Consider the following 17,552-nt stretch of genomic DNA (forward strand, 5'->3'; position numbering starts at 1 on the left):
GGGGAGGGCGCCCGAACGCCCGCCCCCGGCAGGCTCAGGATCCGAGGTAGGCCAGCACGGCCCGGACACGGCGGTGCCCGCCGTCGTCCGGGCCCAGGTCCAGCTTGGTGAAGATGTTTCCGATGTGCTTGAGCACCGCGCGTTCGGTGACCACCAGCCGATCGGCGATCTCCCGGTTGCCCAGCCCCTCGGCCATCAGTCCCAGCACCTCGCGCTCGCGCGGGGTGAGCCGCTCCAGCGGGTCGGTGCGCCGCGCCAGCAGCTGGGCCACCGCCTCGGGGTCGATGACGGTTCCGCCGGCGGCCACCCTCCGCAGCGCGTCCAGGAAGTCGTCGACCCGCGACACCCGGTCCTTGAGCAGGTAGCCCACGCCGCCCTCCCCGTCGGCCAGCAGCTCGCGCGCGTACACCTGCTCCACGTACTGCGAGAAGACCAGCACGGGCAGGCCCGGCAGCTCCGCGCGCGCGGCCAGCGCCGCCTGCAGCCCCTCGTCGGTGAACGAGGGCGGCAGCCGGACGTCGACCACCGCCGCCTCCGGCCGGTGCGCGCGCACCGCCTCCAGGAACGCCTCCGGCTCGGAGGCCTTCGCGGCGACCTCGAAGCCCGACGCCCGCAGCAGTAGGTCCAGCCCCTCCATCAGCACCGCGTTGTCCTCGACGATCACGACCCGCACGGCAGTACCGCCTCCACCCGCGTCGGCCCGCCCTCGGGGCTGGAGACCGCGATGGACCCGTCCAGGGCCGCCACCCGGCGCCGCATCCCGGCCACCCCGGTCCCGCGCCTCTCGTCCACGCCGCCGCGCCCGTCGTCGCGCACCCGCACCACCAGGGCCGCCCCGTCCCGGGCCAGCTCCACCTGCGCCCCGGCGGCGCCGGAGTGGCGCGCCACGTTGGTCAGCGCCTCGGCCACCACGAAGTAGGCCGTGGACTCCACCGCCGCCGGGAGGTCGCCCAGGGAGGAGGCCTCCACCCCCACGGGCACCGGCGCGCCCGCGGCCAGCGCCGACACCGCGCCGGAGAGCCCGCGGTCGGCCAGCACCGGCGGATAGATGGAGCGCACCACCGTCCTGAGCTCGGTCATCGCCTCCTCGGCGCCGCTCTGCGCCTCGGACAGCAGGCGGGCCGCCGCCTGCGGGTCGTCCCCGATGACCTTCTGCGCCAGACCCAGGCGCATCGCCAGGGCCACCAGGCGCGCCTGCGTCCCGTCGTGCAGGTCGCGCTCGATGCGCCTCAGCTCGGAGGCGTGCGCGTCCAGCGCGCCCTCCCGCGTCCGGCTCAGGGTCTCGACGCGTTCGGCCAGACGAGCTTCCCGCGAGGGCGCCAGCATCCGCGCCGACAGGCGGGCGTGCAGACGCGCCGCCGGGGACGCGGCCAAGAGCAGCAGCACGACCAGGGCGAGCTGTGCCGGACCCAGGGTCAGCGCGAGCGGCCAGGACGTCACCGCGGTCCCGAGCATGGTCAGCGACGCCGTTGGCAGTGCCCACCACAGCAGCGTCTCCACCGCGGTCGCCGGAAGCCCCACCAGGCCGATGAGGCCGAGCAGGCCGAAGGGCAGTCCGGGAAGGATCATCGTCGCGACCCAGCGCAGGTCCCGGATCGTCTGAGGGTCGGAGAGGACCGTCTTGAAGGCCGCGAGCCTTCCTCGGGGGAGCGCGCGGTAGCGGACCTCGATCTCCTCGCCGAGGAAGCGCCCGACCCGCCGCCTTTCCAGCTCGGCCCATCGGCGCAGCCCGAGGAGTAGCGCGGGGACCAGCAGCAGTCCCAGGCCGGCGATGGGAACGGTGACGAATCCTACGAGGAGTAGCGCGGGCACCAGGAGCGCCGCCATGGCCCACGGAAGGGCGACGACCAGGAAGAGCAGCGAGCGCATGCCGGTGGCCAGACGGCCGGCCGGTCGCTCTTCGTCGGGCCTCTCCGCGGAGGAGGCCTCGGTGGGAGGGGACAGAGGGGGAGTGGCGTTCATGGCGACGATTCTTTCGGACGCGAGGGGCCGTGTCGGTGTCGTGCGCTCCACTTCCGCCGCTCGCTTCAGGACCCCTGAGGCGGCCGCCCGCCGCCGCCCAGCAGCCCTCAGCCGCCGCCCACCGGTTCCGATGCAGGCCCGTGACGGCGGCGATGCGCACGCGGCCCCCGGAGGCAGGCGCCTTGGGGCCCACATCCTAATGTGGGTGACCATGAGCGTTTCCACGGGCAATGAGGCCTCTGAAAAGCTGACCGTCGGGCGCCGCTTCAACGGCCCGCCCGGCTCCGCCAACGGCGGCTACCTCGCCGGGCTGCTCGCCCGCCGCGTGGGCAGCCCCGCCGTGCAGGTCACCCTGCGCACACCCCCGCCGCTGGAGACGCCCATGGAGGTCGTCCCCGCAGGAGCCGGTACTCCGCTGCGGCTCATGGACGGCGAGACCCTGGTGGCCGAGGCCCGGCCCGCCGAGGCGCCCGCCACCGACCTGCTCCCGGTCGCCCCCGAGACCGCCGAGGAGGCGCGGCAGGCCTTCCGCGGCTTCGGCGGCCACCCGTTCTCCGCCTGCTTCGTCTGCGGCCCCGACCGTGCCGACGGCGACGGCCTGCGGGTGCTGGCCGGCCCGGTCCCCGGCTCCGACGGCTCGCTCGTCGCCGCCCCCTGGACGCCCGACGCCTCCCTGGCGGGGACCGACCCGCGCACCACGGGCCCCGAAGCGGCCTGGGCGGCCCTCGACTGCCCCGGCGGCTGGGCCAGTGACGTCGACCAGCGCCCCATGGTGCTGGGGCGGATGACCGCCGCCGTGGACCGCGTGCCCGAGGTCGGCAGCCCGCACGTCGTCGTGGGGCGCTTCCTGCGCTCCGAGGGGCGGAAGGTCTTCACCGCCACCGCGCTCTTCGACCACGAGGGCGCGCGCATCGCGAGCGCCGAGGCGACATGGATCGTCATCGACCCCAAGGACTTCGGCGCGGCCTGAGCACAGCGCGGCCTGAGCACAGCAGAGCACCGCGCCCGCGCGCTTTACACTCGTGCGGTGTGGCCCTACGACCCGCACAGCAGACCCGGCCCGCGCGCGGGCGCGACCCGGAGCGGCGGCGCGCGATCCTCGACGCCGCCGACCGGGTGATCCAGCGCGACGGCCCCGACGCGCCCATGTCCGCCATCGCCGCCGAGGCCGGCATCAGCAAGCCGATCCTGTACCGGCACTTCGGCGACAAGGGCGGGCTCTACCGGTCGCTGGCCGAGCGGCACGTCGACCCGCTTATCGAGCGCATCCGGGCCGAGCTGCACGGCGGGGAGACCCTGCGGCTCCGGGCGCGCGCCACGGTCGGGGCCTACCTGCAGATGATCCGCAGGAACCTGAACCTGTACCGCTTCCTGATGGACCGTGCCACCTCCGAGGACCCGAAGACCCGCGGCGACGTCGGGATGATGGTGCGGCGCCTGGGCGAGGAGCTGGCCGGAATGCTGGTCTCCGAGGGGCACGTCCTCGAACCGCTGAGGGCGCAGATCGTGGCCCACTCGGTGGTCGGAATGGTCCAGGCGGCAGGGGAGTGGCTGCTGGAGAACCCGGAGGTCGCCGACGAGGTGGTGATCGACGACCTCACCGACGCGGTGGTGGGGGCGCTGACCTCCTCCTCTCCATGAACGGGGAGGAGGCGACCTCCTCCGTCAGGGCGGTGGCGCCGGGCACTTCGCGGCGCGCGCCGGTTCCTGCCTCAGCGGCATGGCTTCTCTGAGAACCGGGCAGGTCGGCACACGGCTCTGGCCCGGAGGGCCCGTGGCTCGGGCCGCTTGAGCCGGCCGGTCCCTTCGCGCGGGGACTCACTCCGTGGCGGCCTCGAACCGCTTCTGGTAGCGCTCCCTGCGCTTGCGCGCCTCTTCCTCGCGTGAACGCGGCGGCGCGGAGGTGGTGAGCCCCTCCAAGAGCTCTGCGGTGGCTGCGGCGACCGCCTCCACCGCCGCCTCGAACACCTCCTCGTTCCGGGCCGAGGGCGCGGTCGAGCCGCTCACCTTGCGTACGTACTGCACAGCGGCGGCTCTGATCTCTTCGTCGGTGACCGGCGGCTCCATGTTGTGCAGCCGGCGAATGTTGCGGCACATACCGTGACGCTACGCCTCACCTGTGACGGAATTCCATGAGCGCCGAGCCGATGCCCTCTGAGTGCCGGAATCTGAGGGGCGCGAGAGGTGGTGGGGCCTTCTCCCGGCGCGTACCGGATCGATTTCCTGATCAGTGTCCGTCCGTCCCCCGGAGGCCTTAGCGTCGGTCCTCTGAGCGTGCCGAGTCGCCGACGACCCAGGAGGCGTTGATGCCCGAACCGGAGGACGTGCGCAATCACGCGGGAAATCACGTGGGCGCGAACGAGGGGCAGTCATTCCAGATCGGAAGCGTTTCCGGAGGGATGCACTTCTACGGCGGCGAGCGTTTCGGCACCTTGGGGCCGGACGGAGGGCTTCCGTACATCGACGTCTCGCCGCCTGTCTCCGAACGAGGCCTCGTCCATCGCGACGGGCTCATCGAGCGCGTCGTCCAGGCCCTCAGGGAGGAACCGGGGGCGCACCTGCTGCACGGGCCCGCGGGGGCGGGGGCCTCCGCCGCGGCCGCCTCCGTGGCCGGCAGGGTCCGCCGGGAACTCGGATGGCAGGTGTACTGGATCAGGCCCCGGCAGCGGCTGCACGGGTTGCTCGGAGTCGCGTGCCGCCTGCGTGGCCACACGGGCGAGAAGGCGGCGAAGCTCCTGCGGGGGGCGCCTGCCGACGGGATCGCCTGGGCCCGGGAGGTGATCGGGGACCACGGGGCCCCTGTGCTCATCGTCATCGACGACGCCGACGGCGGCCCGCAGGGCAACGGGGCGGAAGAGGCGGCGGCGAGAGGCTGGGAGCACCTGGGCGGCGCCTGCCGTGTGCTCCTGACGGGGCGCTCCGGGGCGGCCAGGGCCGTGGAGGGCGCCCGGCGGCACACCGTCGACCCCCTCGCCCCGGGGGCGGCCTATGCCTTCCTGCACGAGCGCGTACCGCCGCGCGACGCCGCCGAGGGCCGGGCCCTGGAGGCCGCCGTCCGCGCGTGCCGCGGGCTTCCCAAGCGCCTGCACGCGGTCGCCTCGGGGCTCGCGGAGGGGGAGCACCGGCCGGAGGGGCCGGCCCAATGGTGGAGGCGCCTGGACGGCCTCACCGGTGAGCCTGCGGCAGGCAGGCACCAGGAGGTCCTGCAGCTGCTGGCCGCGGTGGAGGCGGACCGGGTGAAGGGGGGAGTTCCCCGGCGCTGGTGCGCCGTGGTGCACAGGCCGGACCGCGATTCCCCGTCGGTGGCCGGGCGGCTCGATTTCTCGCCGGCCGAATTCCTGGAGGAGCGCGGCCTCGTCACCGTGCTCGGCACCGGTCCCGACGCCCGCGTGGCGATCAGCCCCGGGCTGGGGGCGGCGTTGCGGTGCGACATGCGCGACGGGCAGGCGTCCGCCCTCGCGCTGGAGGCGCTCGACTTCTGGTCCGGGCATGAGGTGGAGCAGGAATGGGAGGCGTTCACGAGGATCGCCGACCGCTACGCGGGGGTTCCCGGTGTCCTGCTGCGCGCGGACGTCGGCAGAGGGCTCGTGGCGCTGGAGACGCCGGGGCGGCGCAGGGCGCGGCAGGCGGAGGACACGGTCGACCGGGTCCTCCGGCGGATGAAGCGGACCGAGGCGATCGATCCCGCTCCACCTTCGGAGCGGTCCGTGAGCGACGACCACCTCCGCGTGTGGTACCGCGCGTGGACGGCCCTGGCGTGGGTGACCGTCCGCAGGGGCAGGTGGCCCGAGGCCGTCGGGACCATCAAGGCCGTGGCGGCCGACCAGGGGGAGGACCTCGGACCCGACCACCCGGACACCCTGCGCAGCGAGGCGCTGCTGGGCGGCATCCTGAAGGCGGCCTACCAGGACGAGGAAGCGGAGGACGTGTACCGCCGTATCCGGGAGCGGCAGGTGCGGGGCTTCGGAGAGGAGCACTACCTGGTCCTCGCTGCCCGGTTCGACCTGGCGCTCGCCCGCGCGATGAGGGGGGAATTCTCCGGCGCGAGGGCCGACCTGGGCCGGCTGGCCGAGCGGTGCGAGGGGTCCCTCGGGGCAGACCAGCCGTTCACGCGGCATGTGCGGGGCGCCGAGAAGTGGGTCGCCAAGATGGGAACGGCCCGCTACCCGGCGAAGGTCGCGATCACGTTCGCGGGGTGGACCATGAAGAAGGCCTCGCGCTACGTGAGGATCTAGCCGCCGGAGCCGCGATGGCCGCCGCTTTCGCCGGCCCGTACATCCCATCGTGGCCGCCCCCTCAGAGCTGGCGGCCGCCCCTGCCAGGTCCGGCCACCGAATGTCCGACGGGGCCCCTTGTCGCTCACCGGCCTCCGACAGAGGATCGACGCGAGGCTGCATTGCACTCGGGCCCGTGCGCCGTTTCAACCGGGCGTCGCTTGACCCTTCCGGTGCGAGAGGCGGAACACTCGCGACCCGGCCGGAGTCCGAGGCAGAGCCCGAGGCGGAAGGGAACGGCGGTATGCGGCGATGGGCGCGCGCGGCGGCGGCAGCGGCACCCGGCGCACTCCTCCTGACAGCGTGCACGACGGGCCAGGGCCCCGAACCGGACGTGCGCACCGGGCCGGAGGGGGCGCTGATCGATGCGCCGGCCGAATTCCTCGTCGAGGACCTGCCGCCCGGGGAAGAGGCCGTCCTCTGGCTCCACGCCACCGACCCTCAGGGGAGGGACTGGGCCTCATGGGCCTCTTTCACCAGCGACGAGGAAGGGCGTGTCGATCCGGCGTCCCAGGCCCCCGAGGCGGGGACCTACGACGACGCCGACGCTGAAGGCCTTCTGCGCTCGCTGCGCCTGCCCGACGGCGAGCCCGTCCGTTCTCCGGTCCCGGTGCCGGGGGAGGAACCCGAGCTCGCCTACACCTTCGGGGTGGACGTGGGCGGCCGGACGGTGGCCGAGGAAGAATTCGTGCGGCTGCTCCACGCCCCCGGAGTGCGCACCGAACGCACCGACGACCAAGGCGTCGTAGGAGACCTCTACCTCCCGCCGCGCCCCGGCCCGCACCCGGGCGTCCTCCTCCTCGGAGGCTCGGAGGGCGGACGGGCGAGTCCGCCCCTCGCCGCTCTCATGGCGAGCCACGGCCTTGCGGTCCTGAGCATCGCCTACTTCGGTGAGGAAGGCGTCCCCGAGACCCTCGAGTCCATCCCTCTGGAGTACACGTTCGACGCGGTCGACCTGCTGAGCGGACACCCCGACGTCTCCGGGGAGGGAATCGGTGTCATGGGGGCCTCCAAAGGGGGCGAGCTGGCCCTCCTCGTCGGGGCGCACGACCGGCGCGTGAATGCGGCGGTGTCCGTGGTCGGTTCCAGCTACGTCTTCCACGCGCCCCCGGGGCCGACCGGAGCGGGGGCGGCGAGCGGTTCCTGGTCGCTCGACGGGAACGACCTCCCCTACCTTGCGCCGACGCAGGCGATGTCGCTGCAGGACACCGCGCCCGGGTTCCTCGGTCGTCCGTGGAGGCTGGACTGGAGCGCGGAGAATGCGGTGGAGCAGGCCACGCCTCAGGAGCGGGAGGCGGCCACCATTCCCACCGAGCGCATCGACGGCCCGGTGCTGATCATCTCCGGCGCCCAGGACGCGTTGTGGCCGCACTGGCTGGCCGACGAAGGGGAGGAACGCCGGGACGCCGCCGGACTCCCCAGCGAGCGGGTCGTCCACCCCGAGGCCGGCCACCTCATCATGGGCGTCCCGAACCTGCCCTCCACCTACTCCACCGCCGCCCCCCTCATCCCCGACATCGCCCTGATGGACCTCGGCGGCGACCCGGCCGCCAATGCCGAGGCCGTGGAAGACACTTTCACCAGGTCGGTCGCCTTCTTCAAAGAGGCGCTGAAGGAGGGATCGGGGGAGGCGCCGGAGGGAGGACCGGAGCCGGAGCCAGATGAACAGGCGGAGGAGCCGACCGGAGACGGGACGCCCGGACAGGAAGGGGAGGGAACGTGACGGCGACGGACCCGCGCCCCGCGCGCACAGCCGTCGGCCCGCGTGCAGGGGCCGTCCTCGCCTCCGCGCTGTACGGATCCGCCTTCGTCGCGGCAGTCGGGGGAACCGCGCTCGTCCTCGGCTACCCGCCCCCGCGCGACGGTCTCGAAGCCGCGCTCGGGCTGGTTCCCGCAGCGATCGGTCTGGCGGCCGCCTGTGGCCTGGCGGCGCACGCGCTCCGCTCTCAGAGGCGACTGCCCGCTGCCCTCATCGGGGTGACCGGTGCGGCGGCGCTGGCCGCCGAACTGGTGTGGCCCCCGCGCCAGGTGGTGGTCGCAGGGGAGCGCTACACCGACGGCACGCCGTGGCTGGCCCTGCTCGTCGCGACATGGCCGGTCCTGCTGCTCGGCGTCGTGATCGTGTGGGCCGCCCAGGCCCGCCTGGGCCGGGAGGGCGATCGTCCGCGCTGGGGGCGCGCCCTGCTGCTCTCCCTCGGCCTTGGGGCCGGTGCCGCGGCGGCGGTGGCCACCGCCCTCCTCCCCGCCGAGCCTCCCGTCTGGCTGCTGGTCTGGGGGCTCCCCGGGTACGGGTTCGCGTACGCTCTGGCGGGCCTGTTGCTGGCGCGGCCCGGTCGTGTCCTGCCGGTCCTCGTCCTGCTGGCGGGGACCGCGGTGGCCGCCGTGGACACGCTCACCGTGATCCCCGGGACGCCCGCACAGATCGCGCTGCAGATGTGGCCCGCCTACCTCGCCGCCGCCCTGCTGGCCGGACTCCTGGAGTGGCCGGTGGTCGCCGTGGCCCGGCGCGCGCAGCGCGCGCGGGGAGCCGGTCCCTCCTCCGTCGGGGGAGCTGAGGAGACGGGGGAGGGACCGGCGGGCGGGAACAAAGGCCGGTGACTCAGGGGAGGCGGCTCGCAGTGAGGCTGCTCAGGCCTTCGCCGGGACCCGCCATTCGCGGATCTCGCCGTTGCGCATCCCCGGGTGCCCGAGGCGCCCGAAGAACTCCGCATGGCCCACGACCAGGACGGAGCGCACCGACCGCACGGACCGCTCGGTCCTGTGCGCCAGCCACTCCGTGAAGGCCGCGACGCGCTCCTGGAGGACCGCCTCGGGCTCGACGGCGACGCCGCGTTCATCGGTGCGGCCCGTGTACCACCACGTCTCGGGAAGGTGGCCGAAGTCCAGGGACGGGAATTCCTCGGCCAGGGTCCGGGGCGGGCGGCCGATGTCGCAGGTGTTGCCCAGGTGCTCGCGGTGCAGCGCCTCCACGACGATGGGCACGCCCAGACCGCCCGCCGCCCCGAGGGCCGTCTGGAGCGCCCGGGTGAGGGGGGAGGTGACCACCAGGTCGGGGGCGAGGCGCCGGACACCGGCCGCCGCCTCGGCCGCCTGGGAGACGCCCAAGGGGGTCAGCTCCGGATCGACGATGAGCGGGTCGCGGCCGGTCCGGTCGTAGATCGCGTTGAAGGCGCTCTGCCCGTGCCGGAGCAGGTGAACGGTGGTGCTGTCGGTCACGTGGTTCCCCGTCGGTTCGTTCCTGCCGCCGCTGTGCCCCTCCGCCCGGCCGGGGAGCGGCGCTGGACCACGCATGCTGCCCGACCGGGGTTACGCCCCGTCGACCGGCGCCGCACCCCGGGCCGAACGCCCGCGATCCGCCCGTCGACCGGCGCCCGCGCCCGCTCCGGCCGTCCGCATCCGGAGCCTCAGGCCCCGTCCAGCCCCGCGAGCATTGTCGGCAGGCCGGCCTCGTGGAGCACGGTCAGCCGCCGCGTGGCGCGCGTGATCGCCACGTACAGGTCGCGCCCGCCCTGCGGCGACTGGTCCAGGATCTCGTCCGGCGCGGCCACCACCACCGAGTCGAACTCCAGCCCCTTGGCCTGGGCACAGGTGAGCACCGCCACCGGGGCGTCCAGAACCTCGGGCGAGGCCTGGGACTCGGCTTCGGGCAGCAGTGCCGCGACGGCGCCGTGGCGGGCGTCGGGGACGATCACCGCCACGCGGCCGGCCACCCCTTCGGGGTCGCCGTGCTCGCCGCCCTCGGCGGTCTGCACGGTCCGCACCTCCTGGCGTGCGAGGGAGGGCAGCCGCTCCTCCCACTCCCCGGGGGCGACCCGCACCGCCCGCGGCGGCTCGTCGCCCTCGCGCACCGACTCCGGCGGCTCCTGGTCCGGCGCCACCTCCTTGAGGACCGCGGCGGCCACCTCCATGATCGCCGCGGGGGTCCGGTAGTTGACCAGCAGCCGCTCCTCGTGGAGGCCGCCGCCGACGTGCCGCTCCAGCATCGACGACCACGAGGACGCCCCGGCCGCGCTTCCGGTCTGGGCCACGTCGCCCACGACGGTGAGCGAGCGCGTGGGGATGCGCCGCATGACGGTCCGCCAGGCCATCTCCGACAGCTCCTGGGCCTCGTCCACGATCACGTGTCCATAAGCCCAGGTGCGATCCTCCGCAGCGCGCTCTGCGGTGGTGCGCTCGGGGCCGTCGTACCTGTTGCGCTCGAAGAGCGTGTTCGCGTCCACGACCAGGTCGCCGTCGGCCGTCCTCTGCTCGGACAGGCCGGTGACCTCCAGGACCCCCTGGGCGTAGCGCTCCGCCTCGGCCCGGCGCCGGGCCTCCTCCCGCTGCCGGGCGCGGCGGACCGAGCCGTCGTCGCCCAGAAGCTCGGCCGCCTCGTCCAGGAGTGGGACATCGCCCACGGTCCACGGGCTCCCCTCAGGGCGCAGTAACGCGTCGAGGTCCTCGCCGGACAGGGCGTCGGCGGGGGAGAGGCGTTCGGCCTCGCGGGCCGCCGCGGCCAGTCTGTCCCCGTCGCTCAAGAGCTCACCGATCAGCGCCTCAGGGGACAGGTCCGGCCACAGTGCGCCGAGCGCTCTGTGCACCTCGGGCTCCTCCCACAGGGTCTCCCTTGCCGACTGCAGGTCCTCGTCCGTCCACAGCGGGGCGTCGGGGTCCTCCATCTCGGGGACGCCGGCGAAGGCGCCGTCCCAGGCGGCCGCCTCCTCGGCCTCGCGGATCGAGTGCTCCAGCACGTCGTGCTGGTCCTGGGCGAGGGCCGTGAGCATCTCGCTGACGAAGAAGGTCCGCGCCGCGTTGTGCTTCACCCCCAGCTCGCGCGCCCGGTCCCGCACGGAACGGCAGGTGTCCTCGGAGACGAACAGATCCGTGCCCGAGGCGGTGATGTACAGGCCGCCCTCGGGCACGCGCTGGCGCTCGCGCACCGCGGCCTCGACGAGCGTCGCCATTCTCAGCGAACCTTTGACGGCGGCGGTGCGGTGCCCCTCGGCCCCTTCGGCCCGCACTCCCGGGTACAGCCCGCCGAGCGTCGTCATCACCACGTCGGTCTCGCCCAGCGAGGGGAGCACCTGGCCGATGTAGCGCAGGAAGACCGGGTTGGGGCCCACCACCAGCACGCCGCGCCGCTCCAGTAGGTCGCGATGGGTGTACAGCAGGAACGCGGCCCGGTGCAGGGCGGCCACGGTCTTACCGGTGCCCGGGCCGCCCTGGACCACCAGGGCGCCCTGCAGGGACGAGCGGATCACCCGGTCCTGCTCGCTCTGGATGGTGGCGACGATGTCGTGCATGCGGCCCGTCCGGCCGGCCCGCAGCGAGGCCATCAGCGCGGCCTCGCCCACCAGGCCCTGCCGGTCGTCCTCGCTCAGCCCCTCCAGATCGAAGACCTCGTCGTCGAGGCCGACCACCGTCCGGCGCCGGGTGTACAGGTGCCGCCTGCGGGCCAGGCCGTCGGGGGCGCTCGGGGTCGCGGAGTAGAAGGGGCGCGCCGCCGGGGCGCGCCAGTCCACCAGGGCGACCTCGCGGTCGCCGTCGCGCAGCCCGATGCGCCCGATGTACAGCCGCTCGCCGGGGGAGCGGCCGTCCCCGCGCAGGTCGACGCGGCCGAAGCACAGCCCTTCCTCGACCGCCTCGAGCCGGGTGAGCCGGCGCGCCTGCTCGTCGACGCTCGCCTCCCGGTCCATGAGCGCGCCGTGGCCGCCCGCGCCGTTGCGCTGGGCGCGCAGGAAGGCGTCCCGCACGTGTGCGCGCTCGGCGTCGAGGTGGCCGTAGAGCGCCGAGACGTACTCCTGCTCGCCGTGGATTGACACGGCGAGGGGGTTGTGGCCCGCGCTTTGACTCTGCTCCATTGCCTTGGTACTCTCCATATTGAGTGGACGAGTCTGGCCCATCTTCGTCATCACGAGTGGGTCACTGTACCATGCCGCACCGGCGTGCGCATCGCCCCGGTGCTTTTTTCTTCTCCTCCTGCGCCCGCGTCACTGTCGCGCGCCCCCGCACCCGCGCTACACTTCGGCACATGCAGAACCCGGAGACCACCCGCACACGCGGGCAGTGGTGGCGCCGCTCCTAGGCGGCGCTCCGAGTTCAGCCCTTCCCACAGGCCACGGCGACCGCCCCGGACGGCGGTCGCATCGCGTGCACGGCGCGGCCCCGGCCAGGCGGCGCGGCGGCCCGAAGCCCAGACCGCCCAGCGCGATGAAGGACCGCCCGTGGAACCCAGCAACGACGCCCGACCCGCCGCCTATACCACCGCGGGCGGGATCGCCGTCCGCCGCACCGCATCCCCCTGCGACCCCGCCGCTCTCACCGCCCTCGTCACGGCCGTGCAGGAGCGGCGCGGCGGCGTTCTCTCCTCCGGCATGGAATACCCGGGGCGCTACAGCCGGTGGCACCTGGGCTACGTCGACCCCTGCCTGGAAGTGGCCGCGCGCGGCAGGCGGGTGAGCGCCACCGCCCTCAACGCGCGGGGGCGCGTGCTGCTGCCGGCGGTGGCGGCGGCCCTGGCCGAGCACGGCCCCACGGCCGTCGAGGGGGCGGACGGCGCCACGGTCTCGGTCGCCGTGCCCGAGCCCGACCCCGGGGCCTTCTTCACCGAGGAGGAGCGCAGCCGCCGCCCCGGCGTCTTCACCGTGCTGCGCTCCCTGGTCGCGGTCTTCTCCTCCGGGGAGGACCCCAACCTGGGGCTGTACGGCGCGTTCGGCTACGACCTGGCCTTCCAGTTCGAGCCGGTGGAGCGGGTGCAGGAGCGCGACCCCGGCGACCGGGACCTGGTCCTTCAGCTCCCGGACGAGGTCATCGTCCACGACCGCAAGCGCGAGACGTGCAACCGCTACACCTACGAGTTCATCGTCCCGGGCTCCGACGGGGGCGAGCCGGTCTCCACCGACGGCCTCCCGCGCACCACCGACCCCACCCCCGAGGTCGTCCCCGCGCAGGTCCCCGAGCAGCCCGAGCCGGGGTCCTACGCCAAGGTCGTGGCCGAGGCCAAGGAGCGCTTCCGCAGGGGGGACCTGTTCGAGGTCGTCCCCGGCCACCGCACCTACGGTGCCTGCACGTCCCCCGCGCGCTTCTATGAGCGCCTGCGCGAGCGCAACCCGGCCCCCTACGAGTTCTTCTTCAACCTCGGCGAGGGCGAGTACCTGGTCGGCGCCTCACCCGAGATGTTCGTGCGCGTGGGCGCCGGGGCCGACGGCCGGCGCAGGGTGGAGACCTGCCCCATCTCCGGGACCATTCAGCGCGGGGCGGACCCCCTGGGCGACGCCGACAACATCCGCGCGCTCCTCTCCTCCCTCAAGGAGGAGTCGGAGCTGACCATGTGCACCGACGTGGACCGCAACGACAAGTCGCGGGTGTGCGAGCCCGGGAGCGTGCGGGTGATCGGGCGCCGGCAGATCGAGATGTACAGCAGGCTCATCCACACCGTCGACCACATCGAGGGCGTGCTGCGCCCGGAGTTCGACGCCCTGGACGCCTTCCTCACCCACATGTGGGCCGTCACCGTCACCGGCGCCCCCAAGACCTGGGCGATGCGGTTCATCGAGCGCCACGAGACCTCCCCGCGCCGCTGGTACGGCGGCGCCGTGGGCGTCATCGGCTTCGACGGCTCGATGAACACGGGGCTGACCCTGCGCACCGCACAGATCCGCGACGGTGTGGCGACGATCCGGGCCGGAGCGACGCTGCTGTACGACTCCGACCCCGAGGCCGAGGAGCGGGAGACCTTCCTCAAGGCGCGCGCGCTGCTGGAAACGCTCAAGGAGGTCGAGGAGGAGGTCCGGGAAGAGGGCCGGCAGAGCAGCGAGGAGGCGGCCCCCGATGCCGGTCCGGACGCCGCCGAGCCCGCGACCCTCGCCGGCGCGGGGATGAGGGTCCTGCTCGTCGACCACGAGGACTCCTTCGTCAACACCCTCGCCGACTACTTCCGCCGCCAGGGCGCCGAGGTCACCACGGTCCGGTACGGATTCGACCCGGTGCTGCTCGACGAGATGGCGCCCGACCTCGTGGTGTTGTCGCCCGGCCCGGGCCTGCCCTCCGACTTCGGCACCGACGCCCTCCTCGACGCGGTGGGCGAGCGCTCCCTGCCGGTCTTCGGGGTGTGCCTGGGGCTGCAGGCCATGGTCGAGCACGCGGGAGGGGAGCTTCTCACCCTCAAGGAGCCGGTGCACGGCAAGCCGGGGCAGGTGCGCGTCATGGGCGGCCGGCTCCTCAGCGATCTGGGGAAGGGGAACTTCTTCCAGGCGGCTCGGTACCACTCGGTCTACTCCACGCCCGAGCGGGTGAAGGGGTACAGGGTGACCGCGGTGACGGAGGACGGCCCCGAGCCGGTCGTCATGGCGATCGAGGACCCGGACCGGCGCAGGTGGGCGGTGCAGTTCCACCCTGAGTCCATTCTCACGGCCGAGGTCGGTGAGCAGATCGTGCAGCGCGCGCTGCGCATGGCCGCCGGGGCGGCCTGAGCCGGGCGCGCGGGGCCCTCCTGAGGCCGGGCCGGGCCGCCGCCCGCGCTCGTACGCTCGTGCAGGAGCCCTCCGGTCCCGTGGTGCGAAGGCGGAGAACCCGCCTTCGCACCACGGTCCGGGGCGCCTTGGGCCGCGTCCGCGATGCTGAAAGCGCGCGGCGCTCGTAGGCTTCTACATATGGATTCACAACTCGGACGAGTGGCCGTCACCGGAGCGGCGGGACGGATCGGCCGCACCGTGCGCGACGGACTCGGCGACGCGGAGCACCTGGTGCTCATCGACCGGTCCCCGCTGCCCGAGCCCGCCGACCCTGACCGGGAGACGGCCGTCGAGGCCGACATCACCGATGTCGAGGCGCTGGTGAAGGCGTTCGAGGGGGCCGAGGCGGTCGTGCACCTGGCCGCGCTCGCCGAGGAGGCGCCGCTGCCCGACCTCCTCACGGTCAACGTCGAGGGCGCCCTGGCGGTCCTGGAGGCGGCGCGCCGCGCCTCGGTGGCGCGCGTGGTGCTGGCCTCCAGCAACAGGGTGACCGGCAACTACCCCATCCACCACCACGTGTTCCCGGACGAGCCGCCCCGCCCGGACGGCTTCTACGGGGTCACCAAGGTGGCGGCCGAGGCGCTGGGGCAGCTCTACGCCGACACCTACGGCATGCAGGTGGTCGCGCTGAGGATCGGCTCCTTCGAGGAGAAGCCCACCGAGACGCGGCACCTGGCCACGTGGCTGAGCCCGCGCGACTGCGTCGGCTTCGTGAAGGCGGCGCTGACCACGGCCAACGTGAACTTCGTCGCCGCCTACGCGGTGTCGGCCAACGCGCGCCGCTTCTGGGACCTCACGGTGGGGGAGAGCGAGCTGGGGTACAAGCCGGTGGACGACGCGGCGGTGTACTCCGGGGAGTTCCCGGACGACGACCCGTTCTGGCACGGAGGTCCCCAGGGAGGCGACTTCGCCGGCCCCGAGGCCCTGGCGCCGTACCTGCCCGGCGGCTCCGGTGGTGCCGACGGCTCCTGACGGCCGTTCCCCGGGGCGCCCCCGCTCGGCGCCCTGGCACCGCTCCGCCTCCGCTCGGCACCGGGACCGTGTCGCGCCGCCCTGCGCCGTCCCGGGCCGTCCCCGTGGGCCGGTAAGGTCGACTCGGCCCGGGGGCAGGCGGTCCTCCGCGGCCGACAGCGTTTGTCGAGGGGGAGCACGATGAAGCAGGTCGAGCCAGAGGTCCACCTGGTCGCCAAGCCGCAGCTGGACTACGGCGAGGTGGCGCGGTACCTCGCCGACGTCGGCGGGGACACGTGGTTGGAGCGGTTCGACCGGGGCGACCTGGACGCCCACCTCAACGACCCGCAGAACCTCGCCGAGTTCGCCGGGCGCCTGTGCTACCGCTCCTGGGAGCCGGGCCTGAACCCGAACGTCACGCGGGTGCGGACCGACCAGGACGCCTACCTGACCAACATCCTGCGCAGCCTGCACGGGTCGGTCCTGGAGCACGTCAGTTTCAGCTTCGTCCTGCACAACGTCAGCCGCGTCCTCACGCACGAGCTGATCCGGCACCGGCCCGGCGTGGCGGTCTCCCAGGAGTCGCTGCGCTTCGTGCGCCTGACCGACCTGCCGTTCTGGTTCCCCGAGTGGGCCCAGGAGGACCCGGAGCTGATGGAGCGGGCCGCCGACATGCTGCAGCGCATGGAGGAGTTCCAGCTCTGGATGGCCGACCACTTCGAGCTCGACGAAGAGGGCAAGAAGTTCGCCGACAAGAAGCACAAGACCTCGTTCATGCGCCGCTTCGCCCCTGAGGGCGTGGCCACCGGCCTGGTGTGGACCGCCAACGTCCGCACCCTGCGCCACACCATCGAGGCCCGCACCGCCCCCGGCGCCGAAGAGGAGATCCGCCTGCTGTTCGGCAAGGTCGGCGAGCTCCTCAAGCAGGAGGCCCCGGCCCTCTTCGGCGACTACACCGTCGACGAAGACGGCTCCTGGGTCCCCGAATGGCGCAAGGTCTGACCTGACCCTCCCACGGACCCCGCGGGGCGAGAGGCACCGGCCTCTCGCCCCTTTCGCTATCGTCGACGACGCTCAGGCGGCCGTCACCTTCTCCACCGCCCACCTCGGCTTCACCCTGGGCATGAGCGCGGCGCCCGCCTTCGCCGAGGTCACCCGTGGGCGCCTGCGGCTGCTGCTGTCCGTCCCGGCCGGCTCGGGGGCCCGGGCCACGCCCGAGGACGCCGCCACCGGCGGCCGCAACCGTGTCCACCTCATCGTCGCCGACCCGGTCGGCAACCTCGTCGAACTCTTCGAACCGGTCCGGCCCCCGCCTCATCAGGCACGGGCTGACCGGCCCTGCGGGAGAGGCCCCGCGGCGAGACCGGTGCGCACCGCCCGCCCGATGCCCCGTTCCCGCCCCGGGACCTTCGGCGCCCAGGGGCCCGGGGCCGCCACGCCGCACTGCGGCGGCCCCGGGCGGGAGTGCGAATCGATGGCCTCTTTCTGTGGTGGTGAGCGCATCGATTCGCTGCTCTTTACCGCCGTCGGCGGTGTGCACCGCCGGGGACGCCAGTGGGGAAACCTTCGACCTGTCCTCGGGGTGAGGAGGAACGCGTGGCGGTCCTCCCGTGCTGCTCAGCAAACGTGTCCCGGCGGTCCTCGAAGGCGTCGGCGAGACGCCGGCGTGCGGCCCGTCCGGATCGGGCCGAAGTCGGCCTCGGCCCGATCCGGACGGGCCGGAATTCGCTCCGCAGGAAGCCGGGTTCGATTCAGTCGGACGTACTGGTCCGAGTTCCCTGAAAGGCGCTTATTCAAGCTGGAGCCGCCTGGCCGGAGCCGGTCGACCGATCGTCGGTCGGCCCATTGCCGGACATCGCAAGATAAACGAGCA

General features: G+C 73.7%; 13 protein-coding genes. 8 read left to right on the top strand and 5 right to left on the bottom strand.

The features are described from left to right. Positions 1–34: 34 nt before the first annotated feature. Positions 35–673 carry a LuxR C-terminal-related transcriptional regulator gene (locus tag C892_RS0122240; RefSeq protein ID WP_017539254.1) on the bottom strand — a complete coding sequence of 213 codons (639 nt, stop codon included), beginning with the start codon at positions 671–673 and terminating at the stop codon, positions 35–37. Next, a complete protein-coding gene (locus tag C892_RS0122245; RefSeq protein ID WP_040685550.1) occupies positions 661–1,869 on the bottom strand; it encodes a sensor histidine kinase in 1,209 nt (402 codons plus the stop codon). Before C892_RS0122245 ends, C892_RS0122240 begins: the two co-directional genes overlap by 13 nt. Before the next feature lie 292 nt (positions 1,870–2,161). Between C892_RS0122245 and C892_RS0122250 the strand changes: the two genes are divergently transcribed. Continuing rightward, a complete protein-coding gene (locus C892_RS0122250; protein ID WP_017558983.1) occupies positions 2,162–2,932 on the top strand; it encodes a hypothetical protein in 771 nt (256 codons plus the stop codon). 59 nt (positions 2,933–2,991) lie between these two features. Beyond that, on the top strand, positions 2,992–3,603 hold the full coding sequence (locus tag C892_RS0122255; RefSeq protein WP_017558984.1) for a TetR/AcrR family transcriptional regulator: 612 nt from the start codon (positions 2,992–2,994) through the stop codon (positions 3,601–3,603). 177 nt (positions 3,604–3,780) lie between these two features. Here C892_RS0122255 and C892_RS0122260 read toward each other — a convergent pair whose 3' ends face one another. Continuing rightward, positions 3,781–4,059, bottom strand: coding sequence for a DUF2277 domain-containing protein (locus C892_RS0122260; protein WP_017539250.1), 279 nt, complete (start codon positions 4,057–4,059; stop codon positions 3,781–3,783). Between the two features lie 209 nt (positions 4,060–4,268). Here C892_RS0122260 and C892_RS0122265 point away from each other — a divergent pair, with 209 nt between their 5' ends. From C892_RS0122265 to C892_RS0122275, 3 genes are all read left to right on the top strand, one after another. Next, positions 4,269–6,197, top strand: coding sequence for a tetratricopeptide repeat protein (locus C892_RS0122265; protein WP_161631997.1), 1,929 nt, complete (start codon positions 4,269–4,271; stop codon positions 6,195–6,197). Positions 6,198–6,480: 283 nt separating this feature from the next. Next, the gene (locus C892_RS0122270; RefSeq protein WP_239647483.1) at positions 6,481–7,959 is read left to right on the top strand and encodes an acyl-CoA thioester hydrolase/BAAT C-terminal domain-containing protein; all 1,479 of its coding nucleotides are present in this window, start codon (positions 6,481–6,483) and stop codon (positions 7,957–7,959) included. Further along, on the top strand, positions 7,956–8,834 hold the full coding sequence (locus C892_RS0122275) for a hypothetical protein (protein ID WP_017558986.1): 879 nt from the start codon (positions 7,956–7,958) through the stop codon (positions 8,832–8,834). Before C892_RS0122270 ends, C892_RS0122275 begins: the two co-directional genes overlap by 4 nt. Before the next feature lie 30 nt (positions 8,835–8,864). On the opposite strand, the gene C892_RS0122280 is transcribed toward C892_RS0122275, so the two are convergent. Both C892_RS0122280 and C892_RS0122285 read right to left on the bottom strand, forming a co-directional pair. Further along, complete coding sequence (locus C892_RS0122280) at positions 8,865–9,452, bottom strand: histidine phosphatase family protein (protein ID WP_017558987.1); 588 nt, start codon at positions 9,450–9,452, stop codon at positions 8,865–8,867. 188 nt (positions 9,453–9,640) lie between these two features. Then, on the bottom strand, positions 9,641–12,076 hold the full coding sequence (locus tag C892_RS0122285; protein WP_239647484.1) for a HelD family protein: 2,436 nt from the start codon (positions 12,074–12,076) through the stop codon (positions 9,641–9,643). A 363-nt stretch (positions 12,077–12,439) separates the two neighbouring features. Between C892_RS0122285 and C892_RS0122290 the strand changes: the two genes are divergently transcribed. From C892_RS0122290 to thyX, 3 genes are all read left to right on the top strand, one after another. After that, positions 12,440–14,686 carry an anthranilate synthase component I gene (locus tag C892_RS0122290; RefSeq protein WP_017558989.1) on the top strand — a complete coding sequence of 749 codons (2,247 nt, stop codon included), beginning with the start codon at positions 12,440–12,442 and terminating at the stop codon, positions 14,684–14,686. Between the two features lie 180 nt (positions 14,687–14,866). Further along, entirely contained in the window at positions 14,867–15,700 is an 834-nt protein-coding gene (locus tag C892_RS0122295) for an NAD-dependent epimerase/dehydratase family protein (protein ID WP_239647485.1), read from the top strand. A gap of 180 nt (positions 15,701–15,880) precedes the next feature. Further along, positions 15,881–16,681 (top strand): FAD-dependent thymidylate synthase, encoded by an 801-nt coding sequence (gene thyX, locus C892_RS0122300; RefSeq protein WP_017539243.1) that lies wholly within the window; start codon positions 15,881–15,883, stop codon positions 16,679–16,681. Positions 16,682–17,552: the final 871 nt, after the last annotated feature.

Source organism: Nocardiopsis baichengensis YIM 90130 (genome assembly GCF_000341205.1).
In the GTDB taxonomy this organism is placed as follows: domain Bacteria; phylum Actinomycetota; class Actinomycetes; order Streptosporangiales; family Streptosporangiaceae; genus Nocardiopsis_A; species Nocardiopsis_A halophila.